We start from the raw sequence: 26159 nt of genomic DNA, 5'->3' as shown, positions 1-26159 counted from the left end.
AATGCTTGCGGCTTTTTTTGAATACCTCACTATTCGTCCTCTTTCTTCTTACGCTTACGGCGTGTTTTGAAGAGGTTGACAATTTCTTTGTCCGTCAGGAAGCCAAAATCAAGGAAGGTAGCAGAAACAAACTTCTTGATATCCTGATAGTCCTTACCGCGCTTATCCGTGTAAACTTTAAGCAACTTACGGATATAAGCCATAGAAAGCTCTTTGAGATCCTGGTTGAACTGCTGGTTGCCAAACAAGCCCATATAAACGGCAAACAGCTTGGTGATCTCAAAATATTCCGGGTAATCCGATACTTCAAGGTTTTTCACAAAAGTGGAAAAGTAGCTGTAAATGGTCCGGCGAATACCTTCATTAAACGAAGAAAGCCCTTCGTGATTCAAATAAGCCTCCCGGATAGCTTCTTGGGTCGACTCATTGGTGTAGCCTTCCGTGTGGATTTTCTCAATGATGTTGAAATAACCACTGAGCTGATCGTCGATCTGACGATCGTACAGGGCTGCTAGATTGAGATCAGCTTCAGGCGTCAGCTTCACCTCTTCGTGGGCATGGAGGTAGAGCAAAAATTCCAATTGCGCTTCATCCGCATCAGGCAAGGAAGCGCGCATTTTCTCAATCGCTTCGCTGACCACGACCTCGCTATCATCCGGTAAAGTAAAAAATGCACCATAAAGGGTTACCACCTTCATATGCTCAGGTGTACCAATGAGGGCTTCACTGCTCACAAATTCATCCAGGGGAGCAATCAGTGAGGTATTATCCTCTTGGGTGTTGATACGGTAAAGGAGGAAACGCTCTAGACCAGCATACTCGATGGTCAGTTCCGCTGGAGTGTCTGGGAATACCACCGACAGGTAATTTTCGCTCAGGAACTGACGATTGTAGCGGGCGTAATCACGTTGGCGCTCCTCAACTACACGCAGCCGATCTGATTTCAAACCTTGCAAATAGTGACGAACCCGACGGTTATCAATGGCATTGATCAGGTTGGTGACCCAAATATCACTGCTTAGTGCAAAACCAATCTGAATGGTCTGTCCAATCCGTTTCTTGAGAATATCAAAATTGGCCGAATTACAAATAGCCAGGAGAATGTCCTGAAAGTGATGTTGAGGCCGTGTATACTTGTAGCGGTGATCAACCGTCCCTCGTAGTACACTGAACCCAAGAATACGCGGTAAAAACAATCCTTCGAAAGCAGGATCCAGCAGAATACGCTCAAGATGGATCAACTGTAGCGGATGATGGGTGGCTACATCCTGGTAGACCAAATTGATATTGGGCTCAAAGGTTTCTTTGAGGGTATTGAAGTACTCTTCCTCTTCCTCTTCGAGGTACTGTTGCAGGACTTCACTCGCCTGGATTTCTCCGGCGATGGTTTCTAATCTTTCCAGATATTCTGGCATTAACTCATACATCCTAAGCTATTTTTTATAAAAGCGAACCTGGTAGTGCGACATTCGGCACTACCAGGTTCACTGCAATAATTTTGGAATAAAGTATGGCTTTTAGGAAGCCGTTGCAAATATACATTGTGTATTTTGCAAAAAATAATTTCGGACGTTAAATTCTAACTTAGTAATTTGACGGAAATAACTTATTCCATTTTTTTCAACGATTCGCGAATATTTTCACGCAAGCTCCTTTTAGTTGCTTGCTTAGAAAATTTTAGCGAATCAAAAGTGGAATAAGTTATTTTGGATCCGTCACTAAAAAGGGCTTACCTGCGATTTGCAGATAAGCCCTCCGTAAACTTTATTCGAAACAAGGATTAAGCCTCGTCTTGCTTTTCTTCTTCTTCCGCAGCTGGAGCCTCTTCCGCAGCAGCTTCTGCTACTGGTGCTTCTTCAGCAGGAGCCTCTGCTTCAGGAGCAGTTTCTTCCGCAACAGGAGCTTCTTCAACTACAGGAGCCGCTTCAACAATTACTGGTGCTTCTCCTAGCAATTTAGCGTGGAAGTTTTCGATCTCAGCAAGTGCAGCATCGCGGCGAGCAGCCACTTTGTCTTCTTTTGCATCAATCCAAGCTTGCCATTTTGTATCAGCTTCTTCTTGGGTAAGTGCACCCTTAAGTACACCACGCATCAAGTGCTTGCGGTACAATACACCTTTGAAACGAAGGATAGCGCGAACGGTATCGGTAGGTTGTGCACCTTTCATCAACCACTCATAAGCCTCATCACGATTGATATCAATGGTAGCAGGCTTAGTCATAGGGTTGTAAGTACCCAACTTAGAGATAAAACGGCCATCACGTGGTGAACGTGCGTCGGCAACTACGATGTGGTAGAAAGGGCGCTTTTTACGACCCTTACGCTGTAAGCGAATTTTAACTGGCATATTTAAATGTCCTGTTTTGTTGAATGATCCCCGTTTACCTTGTCCAGCAAGCTACGGGATTGCCAAATTTTTCCACCTATTTCCAGGCGGAGCCGCAAAGATACGTTTATTTGATTAATCTACTAACTTTTGCCCAAATTTATTGGTACTCGTCAGCGTGCTCGTTACATTCTTAGATAAACTACCGATAACTCGTAAACGTAGTAGGTAATGCTCAAAGCGTATACTAACTAACACCCACCCCAACTCTCCAAAGTATCTTCTGCGGCGCGGTGCCACTCCCAGTTTCCATTTATTTGCTCAGACATGAGAAGGTAAAAGCTTTCAGAACCACCACAGCACTCGCTGGTATTGGGTTGATAGAAGATCAAATCTGGCATTTGGTCACCATTGAGATCACCTTGCCAGAAAATGCGGGGATGATGATAGAAATAAGAAGGCAATGCCTCTTCAACGGTAGAGGTACTGAGTTCTGGTGTAAGGACTTGATGAGGCACCTGCTGGTAATCTCCCGGATATCGGCAGTAACTTATTCCAAGAGAATAGTCGATTTCATCACCACTTTGATAAGTGCTCTTGGTAGGGGCAATGTGCCCAGAAAGGACAAATCTGCCCCCATCTTTGTCTTCAAAAATGGGAAGTTGTTGGTAGGGATAGATTGATTGCCCCCAATCAGGGTAACCAGCGGCCTCATTGTAGTAGGTTTTTTGTACCATTTTTTCTACCTCTTCGATAGGCTTTTGGGTACCGATGAAGAGGAAAACATAATCGTCCGACACCTCCAAGTCCATACTTACCAAGCCTTCTTCATACGCCCAATTGTAATGCTCTTCCATGGTCATGGGGGCAAAATCTACAATGGGATCCACCTTTTGTAAAAGGAAATCACCGTACTCCTCCCCTGCTTTAGCGATCAGGGCGTACCAGTAGAGATCAGGGGCGTAGTTGAGGGCACTGACTCGCATACCCGGAATAACGATACGGTAATCTTTGTTCACTCCATCATTAGCTGGGGTAAACAAATAGCCTCTTTTGAGGTAGGGAGAAAAAAGATAACCCTCCTTTTTTTGGTAACGAACAGGTACCCAATAGCCACTGATATCACCAATGGTGTCTACTTGCTGGTAATTGATTTGGTCTTCCATGAGGTTTACCTGGGTATTAAATGGGATGGTGGTCAACCGATCGTAGTCAAGTCCTGGCCCTTCGCGCAAGGTGAGCCCCGAAGGAGCAGTCACGGTGGAAAAGGCTTCGTCATATTGCCCAAACAAAAAATGGGCACTGATGATAATGATGGTCAATAGTGCGGTGCGCATGTTCTTTGGTTTTGTTGATAGACCAAAAATAGCGGCGCATCTACCGCCAAACTACCAAAGATGAGTAAGTGTAGGCAATGGTTGAGCATTTGTATCCCGATGAGAAATTGGTTCACAAAAATTGCCTGAGCAAGAAAAAATGGTCAGCTTTGCGAAAAATCAGCCGTCTATGCGTATTGATATTATTTCTGTGATGCCCGAGTTATTACACAGTCCGTTTGAGCATTCGATCATGAAGCGGGCACAGGAAAAAGGATTACTGGAAGTGGAGGTACACAACCTGCGAGACTACGGCCTGGGCAAACACAAACAACTTGACGATTATCAATTTGGGGGCGGGGCTGGTATGGTAATGATGTGCGAGCCACTGGCCAACTGCATAGACGACCTGCAAAAGGAACGCACCTACGATGAGATCATTTTCCTGACACCAGACGGAGAGCGTTACCGTCAATCCATTGCCAACCAACTTTCCCTCAAAGGCAACCTCTTGCTCATCTGTGGCCACTACAAGGGCATTGACGAGCGTATCCGTGAACTTTACGTAACCCGAGAGATCAGCATTGGCGATTATGTACTCAGCGGTGGTGAGCTCGCCGCCGCCGTATTGGTAGATTCCATCGGGCGATTACTACCCGGCGTATTGGGCGATGAACAATCGGCACTGACGGATTCGTTTCAGGACGATCTGCTGGCCCCTCCGGTATATACTCGCCCTGCCTCTTTTCGAGGAAAAGACATTCCCGACATCCTTCGCTCTGGCAATACCGCCAAGATTGAGGAGTGGCGCTACGAACAGGCCCTGGCTCGCACACAGGCACGGAGGCCGGATTTGTTGGAGGATTGATAGTTGGAAATGTGTATCACCCAATTAAGCATCCTTCTTAAGCGCCTCGATGGTCTGGAACCACTGGCCTTGGGGGGCGATGAGGGCACCGCTTTCGAGCATGCGGAAGATTTCTGCTGCGCGATCGGGAAGATAGGCCTTTTCGGCGGTATAGATTTTCAATTGAACATCGGCTTGTTTGAAGCTTTCCATGATCTCCGAAGTGGGGAGATCGCTGGTAAGATCGTGGATGGCCTGACCTTCAACATGGAGACCATTCAGCACGATCTTGTCTTCTAGACAGTGAAAAGTCTTCAGGTCATTGGGCGTGCGTACTTCGAGGTAGACGACTTGCTTGATAATCTTCTCAAAGACGATATCACTGAACATATTCAAGAGTTCTTCCGCTTTTACGACTTCCTCTGTTTTGAGCTGTTCCCAATCTTGAGCTGTGACCGTATTGGCGGCCAGAAACTGAACGAATTCTCCTTCGAGGCCTTGCAATTCTTCTTTGGTGAGGCGTCTAAACTTCATGTTATTTTCATTTTGCCGGGCAAAGGTAAGGTTTTCATGGTACTAGGTACACGGTACTGGGTACTTAGTAAGAGGGTATTAATCGTCGCAAGCTCCTCATATAATTTGACACCACAAATCCGACATGATAATAAGTGCCATATAATCCTTTGGAGGGACCGATCCGCAGGATTGAGGGAGGGTAGCCCTTGCGGTAAAGGGCTTCCCTCCTCTGCTGGTAGGGCGACCAGCGGGATATTTCCGACCAAGAGATCAGGATAGGCTGAGAACGAACATAAGGGGTGCAATTCAATGAGCAAAAGTTGCCCTCAGCCAGGTTGCGCGTGGCTTTAGTCCGCAATCATAAAAAGGAGAGAATTCGTTGCGGGCTAAAGCCACGCGCAACCTGAGCGCTCCTTGTAGTCTCCAGACTACAAGGACATAATATCACTATTTTTCTCCTTCGATTCATTATACTCGAGTAAGAAACAAGACCTTGATAATTCCTTTTCTGATTGCGACTTATAGTTCCCACAAGAAAACTGCATCAGTACCAGTCCAATTGAAAGCGTTATGCTGATATAGTAAGAGGCAGTCATCTATTTAGTTGATTAGTTGGTAGACTTCTTCACTTATTCCCGTAGCACACAAAAGTATTTGATTTATGACAGTAAAATAACGCTTTATCAAAGAAAAGAGACACCCCAACCATTTCTGTGCCCGACTTGCACCAGGGGTGGGAGCCAGCACCGCAACGCGGGGCGCCCGCAGGGCCAAGCGAACAGCGCGTGGCGGACGACCCGGCCCGGAGCATGTGCGGAGGGGGTGCCCAAAACAACATCCTGTGTAATTTAACATTGGCCTGATTCCAGAAACTCTGGAGAATGTCGTAAACTTGCAGCTTAATCATCAATGACTACCTTGCTATGGAACTTGTGATGCCTAATTTGGGAGATGCCAGTGTGTGGATGAGCTTTATTACGCTGACGTTTCTAGAAATCGTACTTGGTATTGACAACATCATTTTCATTACGATTGCCGCCAATAAACTGCCGGAGGCTGAGCGCCCCAGAGCAACGAATATTGGTCTGGTGCTGGCCATGGTGATGAGAATTATTCTCTTGTTTGGTATTTCGGCGCTGGTAGCCATGAGTGCTTCCTTGTTCAGCATCCATACCGGGTTGATTGAGGCGGGCTTTACGGGACAGAGCTTGATATTGATCGCCGGTGGAGTGTTTTTACTCTACAAATCGACCAGTGAAATCCACCATAAACTGGAGGGTCAAGAAGAAGAAACAGGTCCTAAATCGGGCAAATCCAACCTTTCTAACGTTATTGTTCAGATTACCATTATCAATATTGTCTTCAGCTTCGATTCGATCCTTACGGCCGTGGGAATGACCAATGGACTGTACGGCGCACTGGCGATTATGATTGCAGCAGTGGTGGTTTCGGTAGCAATCATGATGCTTTTTGCCACCCCAGTAGGTAATTTCGTAAACCGCAACCCAACGATCCAGATGCTGGGGCTCGCCTTTTTGATTCTGATTGGCTTTATGTTGATCGTTGAAGGAGCACACCTGGCACATCTTTCGATTGCGGGCTCTGAAGTAGGAACTGTCCCTAAGGGGTATCTCTATTTTGCGATTGCCTTTTCACTGCTGGTAGAATTCCTGAATATGCGTTTGCGCAAGACAGGAGTAGATACGGTGCAACTGCACGGTGTGGAAGAAGAGGCCATAAAAGAAGGGATTCTTGAGGGCAAGGCCAAAGGATAATGCGACAAATTGATTGGTCCAAATGGGCACTACCAGCACTGCTGTTTTTAGCCGTATTACTGCGTTGGGGAACGTTCTTTCCCAGCGTGATCAATCATGATGAGAGTACTTATTTCCTGATTGGGAAAGGGCTCCTGGAGGGCCAAACCTACCTGGTAGACAGCTATGATACCAAACCAGTGGGAATTTTTCTGATCTATGCCCTGATGAGTTGGTTGGGAGGAGGTGCTATCTTCTTTTTGCGGCTGTTTACTGCCTTGGTGATCGGTTTGACCGCCTATCTTCTTTACTTATTAGGAAACAGCGCCAGTGGTAACACAAAAGCAAGCTGGGCCGCAGCGATAAGCTACCTCTTGCTGACCTCGATTTTTAAATTTTACGGTATTTCTCCCAATACGGAACTGTTTTTCAATCCTTTCACCCTGGGTGCGCTGCTGCTGGTTTGGGGAGAAGGGCGAAAAATCCATCATTTTTTGCTGGCGGGTTTACTGCTGGGGGCTGGATTTATGATCAAATACGTGATTGCTGCCGACGCTTTAGCGATTGGGCTATTTTTGCTTTGGCAGGGATGGCGAAAAGAACGTATTTTCCGAACTATCCTGCAAGAATGCTTGCCTCTCACGCTGGTGTTTTTTCTTCCTCTGGCCCTGACGTACGGGTACTACGCCAGTATTGGGCAGACCGAAGCCTTCTTGTTTTATACCTTTGATGTAACGAGTAAGTATCCGGTAGAAGCCAGCTGGGTTGACCGCCTGCTGTTTGCCCTGGCGTTTTTCGGGCGATTTTTTCCGTTTACTTTACTAGCCATTTTTGCCCTCAGGGAGCCTCTGGCAAAGGATCGCACCTGGCAGGGTTTTCTCTTGCTTTGGCTGGGCTGCGTCACCGTGATGACCCTGTTGCCAGGTAAAACCTTTGGGCACTATCAAATCCAGATGATGCCACCACTGGCCCTTTTAGCGGCACTGTGGTTTGACCCTGAGCGCAAGCAGCAGGGATGGCTACGCAAGGCTGCCGCCCGTTGGATCAAGCCTTTCATGGTCGTTGCTTTCGTTGGGATTTCTGTGGGCTTGTTTTTTTACTTTCGCAATAAGCTGGACGGGCCTCGTCTGGTAGCCGCAGCCTTGAAGGAGCGGCTAGCGCCGGGAGAGTTGGTCTATACAGGAAATTACCACCATATCGTCTATCATTTATTGGGTCAGCAAGGGCTTACCCCTTATGTGCATTCCTCGCTACTGTTCTACGATCATCATGTGGAAGCATTGGAAATCGACCTGACCAAGGAAGCAAAACGTATTTTGGATCAACATCCGCGTTTCATTTTATTAAGAACTGATCATCCACACAATCTTCTAACTAATTCGATTTACGAACGTTATGAGATTACAGATACACTCCCAGACAAAGTCTGGTTATTAGAACCAATAAATTAATAAAGTATGTCCAATCAACAAGCTACTGATATTTCTTTGCTCCTTTTACGGTTCGCTTTTGGTGGGCTGATGGTAATCAACCACGGTTGGGGTAAATTAGAGAAATTACTCGCTGAGGGTCCGATAAAATTTGGCGACCCGATAGGTTTAGGTGCTGAAGTATCGCTGGGTCTGGCCGTTTTTTCAGAAGTGGTCTGCTCCATCTTATTGGTAGTAGGCTTGTTTACCCGATGGGCATCGGTTCCGGCCTTGATTACCATGCTGGTTGCCGCATTTATCGTTCACGCAGGTGATTCCATTCGTGACAGGGAATCAGCACTGCTGTTTGGCACCGTATACTTGGTCATCCTACTCATGGGTCCTGGCCGCTATTCGCTGGATGGCTGGTGGGATCGCCGTCGGATGATTTAATACCCCCACACACTCCCCCCTCCTTATGAAAACTAATTTTTACACGCTTTTTTTGAGCCTGCTGCTGCTAGCGGGCTGCCGACATAAAAACCTATCGGAGACGAAGGTGCAACATATCCAAGGTGAAACCATGGGCACCTATTATAAGGTGAGCTACCTCGGCGAAGAGATTACTAACTTAAAAACGAGTGTGGACTCTCTACTGGTGGCGCTCAACCTGGAGGTCTCCACCTACATTCCTGAAGCACTCATTTCTCGTTTCAACCACGGTGATTTGCCCGCGATTGAAGCGGAGACCTTGCAAGCAGCACCTCATTTCCTAGCCAATCTGAAGTTGTCGCTAAAGATTGCGCAAATTACCGGAGGCAATTTCAATCCTACGATCATGCCCCTGGTCAATTATTGGGGCTTTGGATATACTCCCAAACATCCGGTAACGGCGGTGGACAGTGCCACTGTTGACTCCTTAATGACCTTTGTGGGGCTGGATAAGATTGACTACGACTCTGTCATCCACTCCCCTTCTGCTATTCAATTGGATAAAGCCTTTGCGGGCACCCAACTAGATTTTTCGGCCATCGCCAAAGGTTATGGTGTGGACTTAGTTGCTGCTTATCTGCGTCAACGCGGCATCCGTAATTATTTTGTGGATATTGGTGGCGAAGTAGTAGCTGCGGGCAACAAAGGCGCGAGTGATCAACCCTGGCGGGTGGGCATTGCCGTACCAAAGGAAGACGCCTCCCCTAATGACCTACAGGTGGCTATCCCATTAGTCGATAAAGCGGTGGCGACTTCAGGTAATTATCGAAATTATTACGAGGTAAAGGGACAAAAATTCAGTCACACCATCAATCCCTTCACCGGTTATCCGGAAAGGAGCAACCTATTGAGTGCCTCTATTTTGGCTGACGATTGCGCAACTGCTGACGGATTTGCTACGGCCTGTATGGTACTGGGGCTGGATAAAGCCTATGCTTTGATAGAAGCGCAAGCGGGCCTGGAAGGCTATTTCATCTACAGCGACGACGAAGGACAGTTGCGCAGTAAAGCTACCAAAGGTTTTGCGGTACTACTGGCTGACTAAGATGCTTGCTTTCGCGATTGTTTGTCTACCTTTGCCCGAAATCGAGCCCTTACATGGATTTACAACTTAGCAAAGACCTTGTTTTTTTTGACATTGAGTCTACTGGTCTACACGTTATCCGCGACCGGATTATACAGATAGCACTCATCAAATATTCCGCCAAAGGAAAATCTCCTGAGGAGAAAACCTATTTGGTCAACCCTGGAATTCCCATTTCAGAAGAGGCCATGAGCATTCATGGTATCACACCCAAGGATGTGGCGCGCAAACCACTCTTTGCTCAGATCGCACAGGAAATTTTTGATTTCATTGGTGATGCAGATTTAGCGGGTTACAACTCCAACCGTTTTGATGTTCCAATGCTCATGGAGGAGTTTGACCGTGCTGGTTTGGAGTTCAACATCGATAATCGGCGCTTGATTGATGTGCAGCGAATTTTCTATAAAATGGAGCCGCGGACACTCTCTGCTGCCTTGCGTTTTTATTGCCAAAAAGAAATTGAAAACGCTCATGACGCCATGGCTGATGTGAAGGCAACCATTGATGTCTTTATGGGTCAACTAGACATGTATAAAGGTAAAGACTACGTAGACGGAGACGGCCAAGTTACGCCCAATGCCATCCAGCCAGACATTAAGTTACTCCACGACTTTACTAATGACACCCGCTTTGTAGATGCTACCCAAAAGATGAAATATGACCAGCACGGAAATATTGTTTTTGCTTTTGGCAAATACAACGGCCAGGCAGTAGCCGACGTCTTAAGAAAGGATAAAAACTACTACAACTGGATCGTCAACAAAGAGTTTTCCAGTCAGGTAAAGCAAATTGTCAAAAAAATCATGCGGGAAACGCAGCAAAAATAAGCCTTGCTCATGCGGATCGTTCTCTTTCTTTTGGTGGTGCTTTGTATTTCCGGCTGCTATGAACCGACCCCTGGCTGTCTGGACACGCGTGCAACGAATTTTGACCTGGATGCCGATGAAGCTTGCCCCGATTGTTGCACTTTCCCCAAATTAAGCATTCGTTTCGACAATACCTGGACTTATCCCGACGAGATGGTTTCCTTACGACTGGACACCTTTTATATAGATGCCAATAATCACCCTTTCCGTATTCAACGCATTCGTTTTTACTGGTCTGATTTGGAGCTCCAACTGAGTAATGGCGAAACACTTACCATTACAGACTCCCTTGATCTAAGCATTGCCAACGGAACCGATACCAGTATGATTACGGTAAGGGATGATTATTTATTTGCTGATATTGATCGCGCGACGCGCAGTGTTACGCTCAAAACTTTAGCACCCAGTGGAGAACTTGCCAGCTTGAAAGCCACCTTTGGCATCAAGGACCCGGTCAACAAAGCGGTTACGACCTCCGTTTCCAACAGCCACCCTCTAGCACCTAAAACCGGACAGATGAACCTTGGTGCTGCCACCGGCTACATCTTTGCCAAGATTGAGTATTTTCAGGACACTACGGCGATCGACACCGTTCCGAGGATCATCAATATTTATGGCAGCGATTTCATCAGGGAGCTTCAGCTAGATCTACCTGTACCCACCACTTTTATTGAAGGCTTTAATCCGGTGTTGGTTATTGAAAACGATATCTCCCGCTGGTTTTCAGGCATCGATGTTCGGCAAACAGATACTACTGCCTTAAAGAATCAATTTGTCGATAACCTTACACAATCCTTTCAGTTAACACAGGTTTTGGCACAATAACCAGCTTAACTTTGGTGGGCTCTATTTGTTATATATCATGGAGAAAGACAGCAAAGACGTCATTTCTCTATCATAGAGTTGTTCTGCTGGGACAAGTTTTGCTGCAAGCGAAAAATTTCATCCTGAACTTCGTTAGATTTTTCGCCGAATTGCCCGCATTCGGCTGCAAAATCTGCCTCGTTCAGAATAAAATTTTAGCGCTTTCGCTAAAACAGCCCCCAGCAGAACAACTCTAGTTGTATCATTCCCTCAAAACCACTACCATGCGTCCATTATTCTTATTGCTACTTTCTGCCACTTTCATTTTTTCTGCCTGCGACCCGGACAGCGAGGAAGGTCGCGGAAACCTAGACTTAACTTTTAAAGCTACTTATCAAGATGCACCACTGGTGATGTTCGATCAGGTGTATAATTATCCGGATGGTAGTCCTCTGAAGTTCCAGCTTTTCAACTATTACGTATCCGACATTACCTTGATCAAAGAGGGCAGTACAGAAGGCCAACTGGTATCAGAAGTTGAACTCATCAACTACGAAGATTTCTATGACGTGGCTACTGCTGAACAAGGCGTAAAACTCAGCTTCACCGATCTGGAACCAGGTGTATATACAGGCATAAAAATCGGGCTGGGACTTACCGGAGAATTGAACGCCACCCAACCGGGTGATTATGCCGCTGGTCATCCATTGAGCCAGAATTTTTGGTCGTGGGCCCGAGGCTATGTGTTTGCTAAAGTGGAAGCTCGTGCCGACCTTGATGGTGACGGTCAGTTTTCCGATCCACTCACCTATCACATCGGCAAAGATGAATTGTTCACTACATTGACGATGAACAAGCCCTTGATCATCCAAAAAGACAACCCTGCTAGTATGACCTTCACCGTAGACTTATACGATATTTTGTCACGTGATGGTAACTACCTGGATATCAACATCCAAGAAAACACGCAAGACCACACCAATAATGTTGCCATCTATGGTTGGCTGTGGGAAAACTTGAGTAACGCCTTCGAAATAAATAATTAATTTTATTTTATTTTGAATAAAAACAAAAAAGTATTAAGTTTGCGCTCCGCTGGTAGCCTGACAAACTACCAGCACCCTCATAGGCAATTACCTCCTCTTGTCAGAGGAGCATTCAGCGGTGTTTTTTTAGCGTATTGTTTGGCTGCTCTGGTTAACAGAGCAGATGATGACGCCTGCCCTTTTGCCAAGGATGCAGAAGGAGCAGTTTTGGCGGTCCGGTCAGCTGGGTGGGACCCTCCCACAAGCGGGTCCTGTACCCTCTCCTCTCCTACCTCCCCTGAACCAAGTGCACACCAACATACCCCACATTATCGGCTTGGGAGTTTAAACATCAAGAATCGCTCCCTTCTTAACAACCGCTTATTTCCGTTGATGATTTCAAATAGCGTGTTCCTGTTAGCCTTCTTAGTGATCAGCCTTTTTACCTCTTGTGATAAAACCCCTACCCCTCCTTACCCCATACCTGAACCTGAGGGTTTCGTGAAAATGCAAATCCCGGAAGACAACCCACTCACTTACGAAGGAGTAGCTTTAGGCAGGGCGCTTTTTTTCGATCCTGTGCTATCGCTGGACAGTACTATTAGTTGTTCCAGCTGCCACCAGCCTGCGTTGGCTTTCACCGATGGTGGAGCGGTAAGTAGAGGTATTGCCGGAAGAATGGGCCAGCGCTCGGCTCCCAGCCTGCTCAATATTGGATTTCATTACAAAGGTGTTTTCTGGGACGGACGTAGCCCAAGCCTGGAAGAACAAGCTCTTCACCCGCTTGGCGATAGCCTGGAGATGGGTAATCATTGGGATCTTATCCAAGCACGACTTCGTCAGCATCCGGAATACCCACGGCTTTTCCACGAAGCTTTCCCCGGTCTATCTATTGATCAGGAATCGACAGCTAAGGCACTTGCACAATTCCAACGCACGCTGGTGAGTGCCAACAGTAAATTCGATCAAGTACAACGGGGGGAAGCCCAATTTACACCGCAAGAAAAGCGTGGTTGGACCATCTTTTTCGACGCTGGCTATCCTGCTACCCCCATGGCGGAGTGTAGTCACTGCCATACCGATCCACTGTTCACTAATCTTGACTTCTCCAACAATGGATTAGATGAAATTTCTTCACTTGATGAATTCCCAGACCAGGGACTCGGGCAAATTAGTGGCAACAAATATGACAATGGCAAATTCCGGGTACCAACTTTGAGGAATATTCTCCTCACCGCTCCTTATATGCACGATGGTCGTTTTAAAACTATCGAAGAAGTGGTTCAACACTACAACTCAGGAGGGCATTATGCTGAAAATGTTGATCCTAATGTCAGACCATTGCACCTTAGTGAGAAAGATCAGCAAGATTTAATTGCATTTTTACAAACTTTAACCGACTCCGCCGCATTAAGCAATCAATCGTATTATCCGATTAAAAATTAAGCCCAAAATGAAGACTTACACTAAACTTCTATTTCTAGCTGCCTGCCTTGCTTGCTTTACTTTTTTAGCTTGTGATGATGATGAAATGCCAAGTTGTGACAACTGCCCCGACGAACTCATTACTGGGCCTAACGTTCCTACTCCCTATACCCTGGAATTTCCATCCTTTCTAGGACAACCCAACCTTCCGGCTGACAACCCAATGACGGAGCAAGGTATCCTGCTCGGAAGAATGTTGTTTTTTGATCCCATCCTTTCTGCGGATAGTACCATGAGCTGTTTTAGCTGCCATTTTCCAGAACAAAGTTTTACGGATGGGTTGGATAAAAGTGTCGGTATTTTGGGTATTCCTACCCAACGTAGTGCTATGTCATTGGTCAATATGGTATTTATGGAGAAAGACTTCTTTTGGGACGGTAGAGCTAATAGCCTGGAAGATCAGGCTTTTCTCCCCATCGAAGCTCATGATGAGTTAAATGACAGTTGGGAAAATGTTGAAACAAAATTACGCCGTCACAATGATTATCCAGCCTTGTTTCGGGCAGCTTTTGGCATTGATCGCACCTCCGAAATTACTAGAGACCTAGCGGTAAAGGCCATTGCTCAATTTGAGCGTACACTGATCAGTGGCAATAGCAAATACGACAAAGTAATATGGTTCAATGACCTTTCGCAGGAATTTACAGAGCAGGAACAACTAGGCCTGGAGCTTTTCGAGGTCGAAACAGCTATTACCCTTGAGCACCCCGGGTGTACCCATTGCCACAGTGGGCCAAACTTTACCGATAATAAGTTCCATAACAACGGCTTGGACAATGTGGCTTCTCTGGCAGATTTTTCAGACCTAGGAAGAGGTGCTATTAATGGCGTCTTTTTTGACAATGGGACTTTCCGAACACCATCCTTAAGAAATATTGCACTTACAGCTCCCTATATGCACGATGGTCGTTTTGAAACCCTTGAACAAGTTTTAGATAATTATGCTCAGGGAGGACATGGCGTTGAAAACGAAGATCCCAACATCCGACCTTTTGACTTAACCCAAGAAGAAAAAGAAGCATTAATCGCATTTTTACACACCCTTACCGATACCTCTTTTGTGAACAATCCTCGCTTCCAAAATCCATTCTGATTCCTATTAAGTACTTGATCTTACTCTTTTTTCAAAAAAAACGACTTTTTTTTCTTTAAAAAAGAATAGAGATCAAATATAAAAAATTCACAAAATACACCGACAACTAACTGATTATCAATTTTTTAATAAAAAAAACACCTTACAAATAAATCACAAATAACCTTTTTTGTCTTTGTTCTAGGCATTATTTATCCTCATTATTGTAATGTCAAACAAAGGAAACGTTGATGAACGAATCAACTTTCAAACTTGGAAAAGTATTTGGGATATTAATTTGTGAGTAGTAAGTCAGATGAAAGGGATTAAATCTGACTTACTACACCAAATTCCGAATCTGACACACACTAAGAGAATACCAAAAATAAAAACAGTTTCGACTGTTATATATTCGCAAATGTTCATGGGATTATAAGTATTTGAGTCGTATCACCTGGGGAGAGTGATGCGACTCACTTTTTCCCGCGAAACTTTTCTCCTCTTGCTTTTGTTTCTTTAATAAAGGTCACAATAATTTCGACCTTTCAGCAGTTTAATATCTGCTTACAGCGACTATTCCACACACTTCACTATCTACGAAAAAAAGCCCTTTACTTTCAGAAGTAAAGCTGTCACAAAACTATTTCGTGTACTAAAATATATGGCTTTCTAGCCACAAGAATCATGGGATTATAATTTGTTATTAGCAGGTCGTGTTGTCTTTGACAGCACGGCTCTTTTTTTTTATCCATATGATATTTTTTTTTATTGTGACAAATACGTTGAATAGTCGTCAAATTTTTCGTTAATTTGTGGTTACATGAAGCAACGTAAGTTGCATCATCTTCCCCACCGTTGTTTTTCCCTTACCTACTTGCCTCCGGCTTTACTGGAGTTTTTGTGCTTAATTTTTTAACAAGCAGTTGCAAACAACTGCCCCTATCCCTGGTGTTACGCATCAGAAGGTTGAAGTATTTAAAAAATAAATTATTAATCTACCATGACAAAACAGCTACCCTGGAAACAAGCTTTTTCAAGCTTACTGCCTACTTGGATGCTTCTACTAGCGCTTTGCCTGGGGGGGAGTATATCCCTGCACGCACAACTGCAAGTATCTTTTTCCGTCACCGACGCCTATTGCTTTGGGCTGCCTAACGGCAGCGTTACTGCAACTGCCAGCGGTGGAGTACCCGCTTATGCTTACCAATGGAGTAATGGACAAACTGGCGCAACAATTACCGGCCTCGCAGCAGGTACTTATTTTGTAACCGTCACTGATGCGGCTGCCCAAACCACCACCAGTAGTGTCGTTGTAAATCAACCTACTCAAGTCACCGCTACCCTTACGGCAGACGATGTATGTAGTGACCCATTTACAATTACCGCAAACCCCATGGGTGGGGTTCCGCCCTACTCTTACAACTGGAGTAACGGAGCCATGACCCAAACCATCACCAACGTTACCAGTGGCCAATATTGTGTAACCATTGTTGATAGCCACTTATGTGGCCCCGTCACTTGTATTACCGTTAATGTCAATCCCCCATCCGTAAGTGTCAACACTGGAAGTGTGACTTGCCCGGGTGGTAGTAATGGAAGCCTTACCGCTTTTCCCTCCAGTGGGCAACCTCCTTACACCTACGCTTGGAGCAATGGTGCTAGTGGGCAAACCATCTTTGGCTTAACCGCTGGAACTTACACCGTTACGCTTACCGATGCCAATGGCTGTACGGATAGCGCAACTGGTTTTGTAAGCCAGCCTCCTCCTATCGTAATCAATCTGAATGGTAATAATCCCAACTGTATAGGGGATACCAATGGTAGTGTTTTCTCCACTATTTCTGGTGGCACACCACCATATAGCCTTTCTTGGAATACGGGTGCCAACACACCCAATATTTTCAACTTAAGTGCTGGCACCTATGTACTCACCGTTGTAGACAACAATGGTTGTGTACAAACTGCAAGTATTACTTTAGCCAATAATTCGAACCTCACTTTGGGAGGCCTGGGCACTCCAGAAACCTGCCCCGGTGCAAATAATGGTTTTGCTACTGCCAACCCTCAGGGAGGTGTAATGCCTTACTCCTATCAATGGAGTAATGGTGTTACCCAACAAGTCGTTACCAATGCAGCACCCGGCAATTACGGTATCACCGTCACGGATGCCGCTGGCTGTGTAGCGACTACCATTGTGAATGTACCCGCAGCACCAGCCTTTACCGTAGTTGCTGCAGGAAGCAACCCCAGCACCTGTGGTGCCAGCAACGGTTCTGCGACAGCGATCATTACCCAGGGAGTTGGTCCTTTCAGCTTTAGCTGGAATACAGGAGCAACAACCCAAACGATCAACAACCTGGCACCAGGCACTTATTCCGTAACCGTAACCAATGGCAACGGCTGTCTGACCTCTGCAAGTACTACCTTGGTAGCTCCTCCTGATGTATTTGTGAGTATCACAGGCACGCCTATTTTATGTCCAGGCAGTACCGCTGGCACAGCTACTGCTGTGGTAACTGGAGGAACAGCACCATTCACCTTTAACTGGAGCAACGGCGCCAGTGGACAAACGATTAGTGGTCTAAGTGCTGGCAACTATTCTGTCATCGTCACCGATGCCAACGGTTGTAATGATATTGCGTCAATTACCATCCAACAATCACCAGGTGTTACCTTTACTTTGACAGGAACCAACACCGTATGTGGAGTAGGTAACACTGGCTCAGCATCTGCAACTCCTACTAGTGGTACCCCTCCTTTTTCTTTCCTCTGGAATACTGGCGCAACTTCTGCCGGCATCAGCGGACTGGTTGAAGGTACTTATACCGTCACCGTAACGGATGACAATGGATGTTCTGCTACCCAATCTATTTTCATCAATATTATTGATGATCTTATTGTAACCACCAACGGATCAGGCCTACTTTGTGCAGGTGAGAATACTGGATCAGCTACGGCCTTCCCAAGTGGGGGCAATGCACCTTATTCTTTTGCCTGGAGCAATGGTGCCAACACACAGACCATCAATGGTCTTGCGGTGGGTGTATATACGGTAGTTATCACTGACGCCAACGGGTGTACAGCACAAAATTCCTTCACCGTTACAGCTCCTCCGGCTTTACAAGTAAGTATTCAGGCGACTAACCCAGTGAACTGTTTTGGTGCTGCCGATGCTACGCTTACTGCTACGGCAAGTGGTGGTACACCTGGCTACAGCTACGCTTGGAGCAATGGTCAAACGGGCGCAACCATCACCGGACTTCCAGCCGGAGTCTATACCGTAACGGCCACAGATGTTAATGAATGTGAGGCGGTAGCTAGCTTTACTGTTTCACAGGCTCAAGAAATTGATGTTGTCATCACTGGTGAGACCATTGTGTGTGGCACGGAAGATTCTGGTTTCGCAGGCACCATCGTTATTGGTGGAGTTGGTCCATTTGTCTACAATTGGAGTACTGGCGCGACAACTGAAAGTGTCTCCAACCTGGTTAGTGGCACTTATTCTGTAACCGTCACCGACGCCAATGGCTGTACAGGTACGGAAAGCATCACGATCAACGTGATTAGCGACTTTGCCGTCAACTTGATTCCACGCGATGCACTCTGCTTCGGAGATAACAACGGCAGTGTTTTGGCAATCGCCTCTGGTGGCACCATGCCCTACTCTTATTTGTGGAGCAACGGACAAATGACGAACGAAATCACTGGCTTAACCGCTGGCACCTACAGCGTGACCGTGACGGAAGCCAATGGCTGTGTCGTAGAAACCAATGTTACCGTAGGCCAACCTCAATTGCTTACCGCAGTAGCCAACGGCAACAACCCTGCTTGTCCTGGCGACACCAACGGTTCTGCCACTGTTACACCTAATGGCGGTACTGGACCTTACCAATACAGCTGGAGCAATGGCGCCATTTCCAATACCATCAATGGTTTGGGAGCAGGAACATATACCGTAACCGTAACGGATGCCAACCTCTGTACTACAACGGCCAGTGTCACCCTTAGTGATCCTCCAGCATTGAATGTTAATGTTACTGCTCCTACCATCACTTGTGGTGGTACGGCTACGGGTACCGCTACTGCGATCGTAACCGGTGGCACGGGCATGTATACCTACCTGTGGAGCGATGGTCAGACGACCCAAGCCGCAGTCAATTTAGCGGCGGGCACTTACAGCGTTACGGTAACGGACGCCAACGGTTGTTCAGCCGTCGTGTCAGCTATTGTCGTAAACGAACTACCTGCTATCAATATAGACTTCAACGTAACCAACCTGGAATGTACTACGGCTCCAGTTGGAGCTATTACCGCAAGCGCCACCAACGGCACTGCTCCTTATACCTTTAGTTGGAGCAATGGCCAGAGTGGTCCTACCATCACCAACCTGACAGCAGGTGTTTATACCGTGACCGTCACCGACGCCAGTGGTTGTCAGGCCGTACGTAGTGCTGAAATCACTCAAACAGCTGGCTTTACAGCTGGTGCTCCAGGCACTATGGTTACCTGCTTTGGTGCCAATGATGGTACGGCAAATGTAGTTACCAATGGCGGTCAAGCTCCTTTTGCTTACAACTGGAGCAATGGAGGTATAACGCAAATGATTACAGGCTTGGCTCCAGGTACCTATTCTGTGACCGTTATTGATGCCAACGAGTGTTTTGCTACCGCCAGTGTGGTGATTACACAGCCTGCCCTTTTGGTTGCCAACCTCAACGGTGTGAACCTTGATTGTGGTGGCGATGCCGATGGTAGTGCAACCGTAACTCCTAGTGGTGGTACTCCTCCATTCATCTACGCTTGGAGCAACGGGCAAGTAAGCCAAACCATCAATGGTTTATCTGGTGGTGTCTACACCGTGACCGTTACGGATAGCAAGGGTTGCCAAGCGACCAATATGATCACAATCACCGAACCAACGCCTTTGGTGGTAAACGTGACCCAAAACAGTGGTACTTGTAGCAACGTCAACCAGGGAATTCTGGTAGCGAATGTTTCTGGTGGCACACCTGCTTATTCCTATATTTGGAGCAATGGTGCTACTACTGCTACCGTCTCCAATCTTGCCCCTGGCACCTACGGCGTGACTGTTACCGATGCCAATGGTTGTGTACAAACGGCTTTCGCTGCCGTAACAACTTTCCCAGCACCATCATGTTCCGTAACAGAAGTACAACCTTCTACGCTCGGCAACAATGGTATCCTGATGGTAAACGTTACCAGCGGCACGGCTCCTTTCAGCTACAGCTGGAGCAATGGTGCTAATACTGCAACTATTACCGACCTTGCCCCTGGTACTTATACCGTAACGGTAACGGATACTAACGGCTGTCAGACTACTTGTTCTGCTACCCTGGAAGCACTTTCAGGTATCGGAAACTACGTGTGGGAAGACATCGATCACGATGGTCAGCAAGACGATAATGAACCTGCTATCTCTGGTGTAACCGTCAACCTCAAAGATGTTAACGGTGTGGTTATTGCCACTACGGTTACCAATGACGATGGGGAATACTACTTCCTCGGTCTTGATCCTGGAAGCTATTCTATTCAGTTTGTTATCCCTGACGGTTTCGACTATACTGCCTCTAACCAGGGAGATGATGCACTAGACAGTGACATTGTACCTGGTATGAACGGTATGACGGGCATCTATGTCCTTGATCCAGGTGAGATAGACCTTACTGTTGATGGCGGTATCTACGTACCACCCAATGGTGTGATTGGTGACCCTTGTACTTGTTTGAACAATTCAACGACGGAAGACAATGGTCAGTTTACGGAGACCTTCACCGTATACAGTTATCCCAATGAAACCTGGACCATTATTGATGGTACCGGGATGTACGAAGCTATTAACGGAGAACCACCAGTAGATCCAGTACACATCACCTACCCACAGGTGATGACCGAGGTAGAACCTGGTGTTTACGAGTTCACCTTCCGGTTGGTCGACGAGATCACTTATTCTGTGGTAACAACGAATAACTTTGACACCTTATCGATCACCAATACTTGCGAGTACCCAACACTCAACATTAATGAGCTGCCACCAACAACCCTTTGTTTGTCTGATGCTCCGATTGAATTAGGTGCAAATCCTAATATTCCAGGGAATATGATCTTCACCATTAATGGTGTAATCAGTACGACGATTGATCCAATCGCTCTGAATGCAGGAAGCTACGAGTTGGTAGCTACATTGATCCCACTTGATCCAGAAGAGTGTGAGGCTACGGTCATTACCCAGTTCACCATTACAGAAGACTGTCTGGCTGAAGTAGGTAATCGCGTATGGCTTGATCTCAATTGTGATGGTATCCAAGGAGGTAACGAACCTGGCATTCCCGGCGTTGAAGTTACCATTACGGGTACCGCCGAATTCCTGGATCCTAACGTAAACATGACCACCTTTACGGACGCCAATGGCAACTACAGCTTTATGGTGCCTCCTGGTAACTATAAGCTCACCTTTGGCGCAGTACCTGGCTATGAGCCAACGGCTCCTAACCAAGGGAACAATGATGAAGTGGACAGTGATGTAAATCCGTTAACGTTAATGACGGACTTTTTCCATCTTGATGCGTACGAAACGAACCTCAGCTTCGACTATGGTCTTTGCCCTGAGTGTGTGAATATCACTTACCCTGGTGCCATTGGTTACAACCAGTACCTATGTGCTCCAGGTAATGATCCGGAACCATTCGTCAGCCTGGCAGAACCTACCGGTGGTGATGGCCCTGTGGAGTATATGTGGATGTATACCAATGGTTTACCTGGTACCCCTATTCAGTACTGGACGCCAATTCCTAACTCTAATTCTCCTACCTACGATGCAGGTCCGCTGTTCTACACGACCTACTTCGCGCGTTGTGCACGTACCGAGGATTGTGGACCATTCCTGGAATCCAACATCCTGGTTGTTGAAGTAGGTGACGAAACCGAAGCGATCATTAATGGTCCTAATCTGGTATGCTACAATGAACCTACAACTTTTGTAGCGGAAGATGTACAACCTGGTTCACAAGTTACCTGGAACTTTACCGGAGGAGCAACGCCTTCTACCGTAAATGGTACTAGCGCCACGGTCACCTGGAGTAACATCGGTATTTTCCAAGTGGAATTGATTGTAACCTATGATGGTTGTACAGCCTACGCTTACAAGACCATTACGATGACGACCTCACCAACGGTTTGTGACCAAGGATTGGTGATTGATACAGAAGTAATGAACCCTGACGCAGGCGACATCATGGTCTCCTGGGAAATGAACACCAATACTCCTGGTTTGCAGTACCATGTAGAACACTCTAACAATGGAGTCGACTTTGAGCGTATAGCCACGGTTACTGAACCTGTTCGCCAACAGAATGGCGTTGCTTATTTCGAGCATTACAGCCAGGCTCCTAAGCGAGGTCTCAACTACTACCGTGTAGAAGTAGCCGATGAATTGAACAACACCGTTTATTCCAATACGGAAGAAGTGGTGCTTTATACAGATTCCAAGATTGCCATGCTTTACCCCAACCCGGTAGAGGATGTACTGAACCTGGAAATCTTTGAAACCTTCGACGCGCAGGATGTCCTTTTGGAAATCTTTGCGGTAAGTGGCAAGAAAATGGCCAGTGTGGAAGTTACGAATGGTCAGCAGCAATTGCAGCTTGATTTCCGCAACTACCCTGCAGGTGCCTACCTGGTACGCTTGCGTCTTGGTGAAACGGATATCCGCACCATGAAAGTGATTAAGCGGAAATAATACCACCACTTCTTAGAAAAGAAGTACCGAAGCCGCCCCTGTAAATTCACGGGGGCGGCTTTTTTCATTATGAAAGAGTAATAATTGTCACTATTAGAACAACTTCCAACAACTAATTTTACGGCCTCATTACGTAGAAAGGTCAAGTACTGTGTACCTTTGCCCCCCAAAGTAGAAGGAATGATTAAGACAGACATACTTATTATAGGTGCCGGCCCCGTGGGTTTATTTACCGTTTTTGAAGCCGGATTGCTGAAAATGAAATGCCACTTGGTAGATGCTTTGCCTCAGGTAGGCGGGCAACTATCAGAAATTTACCCTAAAAAGCCCATCTACGATATTCCTGGCTTCCCCTCCATTTTAGCAGGGGAGTTGGTCGATAACCTGATGGAACAGATCGCGCCTTTCAAACCAGGCTTTACCCTGGGAGAACGTGCCGAGAAGATTGAAAAAATTGGAGATAAAATGTACCGGGTTACGACCAGTAGAGGTACCCAAATTGAAGCTCCCGTCATTACCATCGCAGGTGGTCTAGGCTCTTTTGAGCCTCGCAAGCCGCCCATGGAAAACCTGGAGTTGTTTGAAGACAAAGGGGTAGAATACATCATCCGGGATCCAGAACTCTACCGCAACAAACGGGTAGTGATAGCAGGAGGTGGAGATTCGGCCCTTGATTGGACCATCTTTCTAGCGGATGTTGCTCAGGAAGTGACCCTTATCCACCGCCGCACCGAATTTCGCGGCGCACTGGACAGTGTAGAAAAAGTTCATGATTTGGCTCAAGCCGGAAAAATTTCTTTGCTTACCAATGCGCAAGCCATAGGGTTACGCGGAAATGGTCAGCTCACCGATGTTGTCATCAATCATAAAGAGCAGGGTGAATTGATCAAAGCTACTGATCACTTCATCCCCTTATTTGGTTTGTCTCCTAAAATTGGTCCAATTGGCGACTGGGGGCTGACCATTGACAAGAATGCTATCGTAGTCAATACGGAGGATTATAGTACCGGTGTTCCGGGAATTTATGCCGTTGGTGATATCAACACCTACCCTGGCAAATTGAAGCTTATTCTCTGTGGTTTTCACGAAGGAACGCTGGCCGTACAGTCGGCATTCAAATACATCTACCCCGATCAGAAGTTGAGTTTTAAGTATACTACTGTTAATGGGGTGAATGGGTTTTAATTTTTCACCACATATGAGCCACATAGAAATAAAAGCTTTGTGGCTCATATATGGTAAAAAAAAATCAAAACGTCACCTCTACTTCCATTTCTTCCTCGCCACGGAGGAACTTAACGGTAGTTGATTCGCCCTTCTTGAACTTAGCCAAGCCATCCATGTAGTCATAAATGTCTTTTACGGCAACTTCTCCGATTTGGAGAATAACATCACCGCCCTTCAAGCCTGCTACCTGTCCAGGGCGGCCTTCAATTGCGCTATCGATGCGCATTCCGGTACCACCGTAGACATAATCGGGCATAACACCCAAGGTTACTTTGAAGCTGGCAGCAGTACGGCCATTGTCTTCGTTCTTCGTTTCGGTAAATTCTAAGCGGCCCTCGTTGTCCAGTTTTTCGATCAAGGCCAGCATGTAATCACTGATAGACAAGATGCCCGGGTAATTGATGGTCGCTGGATCATCAGCAGGTTTGTGATAATCACTGTGCTGACCGGAAAAAAAGTGCAATACAGGAATGTTTTGCAAATAGAAAGAAGTGTGATCAGACGCTCCCACCCCTGATTCAGTGGTTTTGATACTGATCCCGCCAACTTTCACTTTTTCTAAAGCAGGGGTAAACGCAGGTGACGTTCCCACACCGTTGACCACCATGACTTTCTCGTCATTCAAGCGGCCCACCATGTCCATGTTAAGCATATAATTGACTGTACCAAGGTCAATGGTCGGAGCTGCCACCCATTTCTTAGAACCTACCAATCCCAGCTCTTCACCAGAAAAGCCCATAAAGAGGTAATTGTTATTCCCTGCTGCACTGTTGTCTTTTAGCTTGCTTGCCAGGTAGAGAAGCGCAGCGATACCGCTGGCATTGTCATCTGCACCATTATGGATAGCAGGCTCTCCAGCGTGTAAGGAACCAAACTCACCATAGCCGAGGTGATCGTAATGGGCTCCGATAACAATGGTATTTTCAGCTCCGTTGTCAAGGTAGCCAACCACATTTCGACCAAGTCTTTCCTCCCCTGTTTCTGCATGTGGGTTGGACTTGTAGGTCAGCTCAAACTCATGGTACCAACTACCATTATCCCCTTTAGGCGTTAGCCCTATTTGGGCAAACCGCCAGGCGATGTACTCAGCCGCCAAGCGCTCCCCTTTCAAGCCTGTCTCCCGACCTTCCAGGTAATCAGAAGCCAGGTAAACCACATCCACTTGAGCTTGCTGCAAGGGGATATTCACTTGCGCACCAACGCCTACAGTGACCACCATCAATATGGTCCAAAAAATAGCTTTTAGCATAGTTTCCTTTTTTTGTGGCCCTAAAGATCAAGCTTTCGCTTAAGGAATGAAAATTCAGTGCGTAATAATAATTTCAGAAATAGATGGCTATCCCAATTTTGCGATATAATCCATCACCAGTGCTTTACGCCTTACACTCACTGGAATTTTGGTGCCCTCGCTCAATTGCAGGTATCCTCCATCCGTTTTGATAAAATCGGTAATAAAGCGTGGATTTACCAGATGAGATTGATGCACCCGGAGGAAATCGTGTTCCTCTAGCAGATCGGTAAAGCTCTTCATGGTCTTCCCGACCAGAATAGGCTTTTGATTAGCAAGGTGAAAATTGGTATAATTACTTTCGGCTTCCAGCCGGATAATTTCTTTAATTTCTACCAACTGAATACGATCCTGCGCGTGTAGTGCCAACCTTTGGGGTAATGCAGGCCCAGACTGCCCCGCCAGCTTAAGCAACTGACGTTGAGGATGTTGCCGCCCCAGTTGTTGTTCTGCCTTGGCTATCGCTTCTTTCAGCAAATCAGGATCGATAGGTTTCAAAAGATAGTCAATGGCGGCATATCGAAAAGCGCGAATAGCCTGGTCGTTGAGGCCCGTCGTAAAAATGACATTCCCAGGCCAATCGCCCACAATATCAAGCAGGTCAAAACCGCTACCATCGGGCAGTTCGATGTCCAAAAAGAGGAGATCAGGTTGAAGCTGCCGCAGGACTTTGGCTCCTTGGACAACCGTATCGGCAGCAGCCAAAACCTCTACCTCCGGGCAATGTGTTTGTAAATATTGCCGCAATTGCTTTTCAGCTGCCGGCTGGTCTTCGATGATTATTGCTGTCAACATAAGCGAAAGATAATAACTTTGCTCGTGTAAAAAGTGTGCTATTCGCTAATATTACGCAAGTAAATCCAACAAAATCAACGATATTTCGTACACCATC

Annotated in this window: 18 protein-coding genes; 12 read left to right on the top strand and 6 right to left on the bottom strand. The window is 46.4% G+C overall.

Annotated features, from left to right (window positions below):
* Nucleotides 1-29 precede the first annotated feature (29 nt).
* The 3 genes from AB0L18_RS17165 to AB0L18_RS17155 all read right to left on the bottom strand — a co-directional run bounded on the left by AB0L18_RS17165 (nt 30) and on the right by AB0L18_RS17155 (nt 3663).
* Entirely contained in the window at nt 30-1427 is a 1398-nt protein-coding gene (locus tag AB0L18_RS17165) for a hypothetical protein (RefSeq protein WP_367388537.1), read from the bottom strand.
* A gap of 353 nt (nt 1428-1780) precedes the next feature.
* Nucleotides 1781-2347, bottom strand: a complete 567-nt coding sequence (locus AB0L18_RS17160; RefSeq protein WP_367388536.1) for a 30S ribosomal protein S16 — start codon at nt 2345-2347, stop codon at nt 1781-1783.
* A gap of 230 nt (nt 2348-2577) precedes the next feature.
* On the bottom strand, nt 2578-3663 hold the full coding sequence (locus AB0L18_RS17155; RefSeq protein ID WP_367388535.1) for an SH3 domain-containing protein: 1086 nt from the start codon (nt 3661-3663) through the stop codon (nt 2578-2580).
* A gap of 169 nt (nt 3664-3832) precedes the next feature.
* Here AB0L18_RS17155 and trmD point away from each other — a divergent pair, with 169 nt between their 5' ends.
* A complete protein-coding gene (gene trmD / locus AB0L18_RS17150) occupies nt 3833-4510 on the top strand; it encodes a tRNA (guanosine(37)-N1)-methyltransferase TrmD (RefSeq protein ID WP_367388534.1) in 678 nt (225 codons plus the stop codon).
* 24 nt (nt 4511-4534) lie between these two features.
* Here the strand turns inward: trmD and AB0L18_RS17145 are convergent, their stop codons facing one another.
* Nucleotides 4535-5023, bottom strand: coding sequence for a DUF6495 family protein (locus AB0L18_RS17145; protein WP_367388533.1), 489 nt, complete (start codon nt 5021-5023; stop codon nt 4535-4537).
* A 905-nt stretch (nt 5024-5928) separates the two neighbouring features.
* Between AB0L18_RS17145 and AB0L18_RS17140 the strand changes: the two genes are divergently transcribed.
* From AB0L18_RS17140 to AB0L18_RS17090, 11 genes are all read left to right on the top strand, one after another.
* Nucleotides 5929-6780: a TerC family protein gene (locus AB0L18_RS17140; protein ID WP_367388532.1), complete on the top strand. Its 852-nt coding sequence runs from the start codon at nt 5929-5931 to the stop codon at nt 6778-6780.
* Nucleotides 6780-8210: an ArnT family glycosyltransferase gene (locus tag AB0L18_RS17135; protein ID WP_367388531.1), complete on the top strand. Its 1431-nt coding sequence runs from the start codon at nt 6780-6782 to the stop codon at nt 8208-8210. The genes AB0L18_RS17140 and AB0L18_RS17135 overlap by 1 nt, the downstream gene beginning before the upstream one ends.
* 6 nt (nt 8211-8216) lie before the next feature.
* Nucleotides 8217-8621 (top strand): DoxX family protein, encoded by a 405-nt coding sequence (locus AB0L18_RS17130; RefSeq protein WP_367388530.1) that lies wholly within the window; start codon nt 8217-8219, stop codon nt 8619-8621.
* 25 nt (nt 8622-8646) lie between these two features.
* Nucleotides 8647-9705: an FAD:protein FMN transferase gene (locus AB0L18_RS17125; RefSeq protein WP_367388529.1), complete on the top strand. Its 1059-nt coding sequence runs from the start codon at nt 8647-8649 to the stop codon at nt 9703-9705.
* Between the two features lie 53 nt (nt 9706-9758).
* On the top strand, nt 9759-10571 hold the full coding sequence (locus AB0L18_RS17120) for an exonuclease domain-containing protein (protein ID WP_367388528.1): 813 nt from the start codon (nt 9759-9761) through the stop codon (nt 10569-10571).
* Between the two features lie 9 nt (nt 10572-10580).
* Nucleotides 10581-11435 (top strand): MbnP family protein, encoded by an 855-nt coding sequence (locus tag AB0L18_RS17115; RefSeq protein WP_367388527.1) that lies wholly within the window; start codon nt 10581-10583, stop codon nt 11433-11435.
* Nucleotides 11436-11698: 263 nt separating this feature from the next.
* Entirely contained in the window at nt 11699-12460 is a 762-nt protein-coding gene (locus AB0L18_RS17110) for an MbnP family protein (protein ID WP_367388526.1), read from the top strand.
* Nucleotides 12461-12832: 372 nt separating this feature from the next.
* Nucleotides 12833-13885 carry a cytochrome-c peroxidase gene (locus tag AB0L18_RS17105; protein ID WP_367388525.1) on the top strand — a complete coding sequence of 351 codons (1053 nt, stop codon included), beginning with the start codon at nt 12833-12835 and terminating at the stop codon, nt 13883-13885.
* A 7-nt stretch (nt 13886-13892) separates the two neighbouring features.
* Nucleotides 13893-15017, top strand: coding sequence for a cytochrome-c peroxidase (locus AB0L18_RS17100; protein ID WP_367388524.1), 1125 nt, complete (start codon nt 13893-13895; stop codon nt 15015-15017).
* A gap of 979 nt (nt 15018-15996) precedes the next feature.
* The gene (locus tag AB0L18_RS17095) at nt 15997-22752 is read left to right on the top strand and encodes an SdrD B-like domain-containing protein (RefSeq protein WP_367388523.1); all 6756 of its coding nucleotides are present in this window, start codon (nt 15997-15999) and stop codon (nt 22750-22752) included.
* Between the two features lie 180 nt (nt 22753-22932).
* Entirely contained in the window at nt 22933-23937 is a 1005-nt protein-coding gene (locus AB0L18_RS17090; RefSeq protein WP_367388522.1) for an NAD(P)/FAD-dependent oxidoreductase, read from the top strand.
* Between the two features lie 64 nt (nt 23938-24001).
* Here AB0L18_RS17090 and AB0L18_RS17085 read toward each other — a convergent pair whose 3' ends face one another.
* Both AB0L18_RS17085 and AB0L18_RS17080 read right to left on the bottom strand, forming a co-directional pair.
* The gene (locus AB0L18_RS17085) at nt 24002-25228 is read right to left on the bottom strand and encodes a M28 family peptidase (RefSeq protein WP_367388521.1); all 1227 of its coding nucleotides are present in this window, start codon (nt 25226-25228) and stop codon (nt 24002-24004) included.
* An 87-nt stretch (nt 25229-25315) separates the two neighbouring features.
* Nucleotides 25316-26062: a LytR/AlgR family response regulator transcription factor gene (locus AB0L18_RS17080; RefSeq protein WP_367388520.1), complete on the bottom strand. Its 747-nt coding sequence runs from the start codon at nt 26060-26062 to the stop codon at nt 25316-25318.
* Nucleotides 26063-26159 lie beyond the last annotated feature (97 nt).

This window comes from Lewinella sp. LCG006 (assembly GCF_040784935.1).
Taxonomy (GTDB): Bacteria; Bacteroidota; Bacteroidia; order Chitinophagales; family Saprospiraceae; genus Lewinella.
The sequence above is the reverse complement of the archived record's forward strand: the minus strand, read 5'-3'. Positions and strand labels throughout refer to the sequence as shown.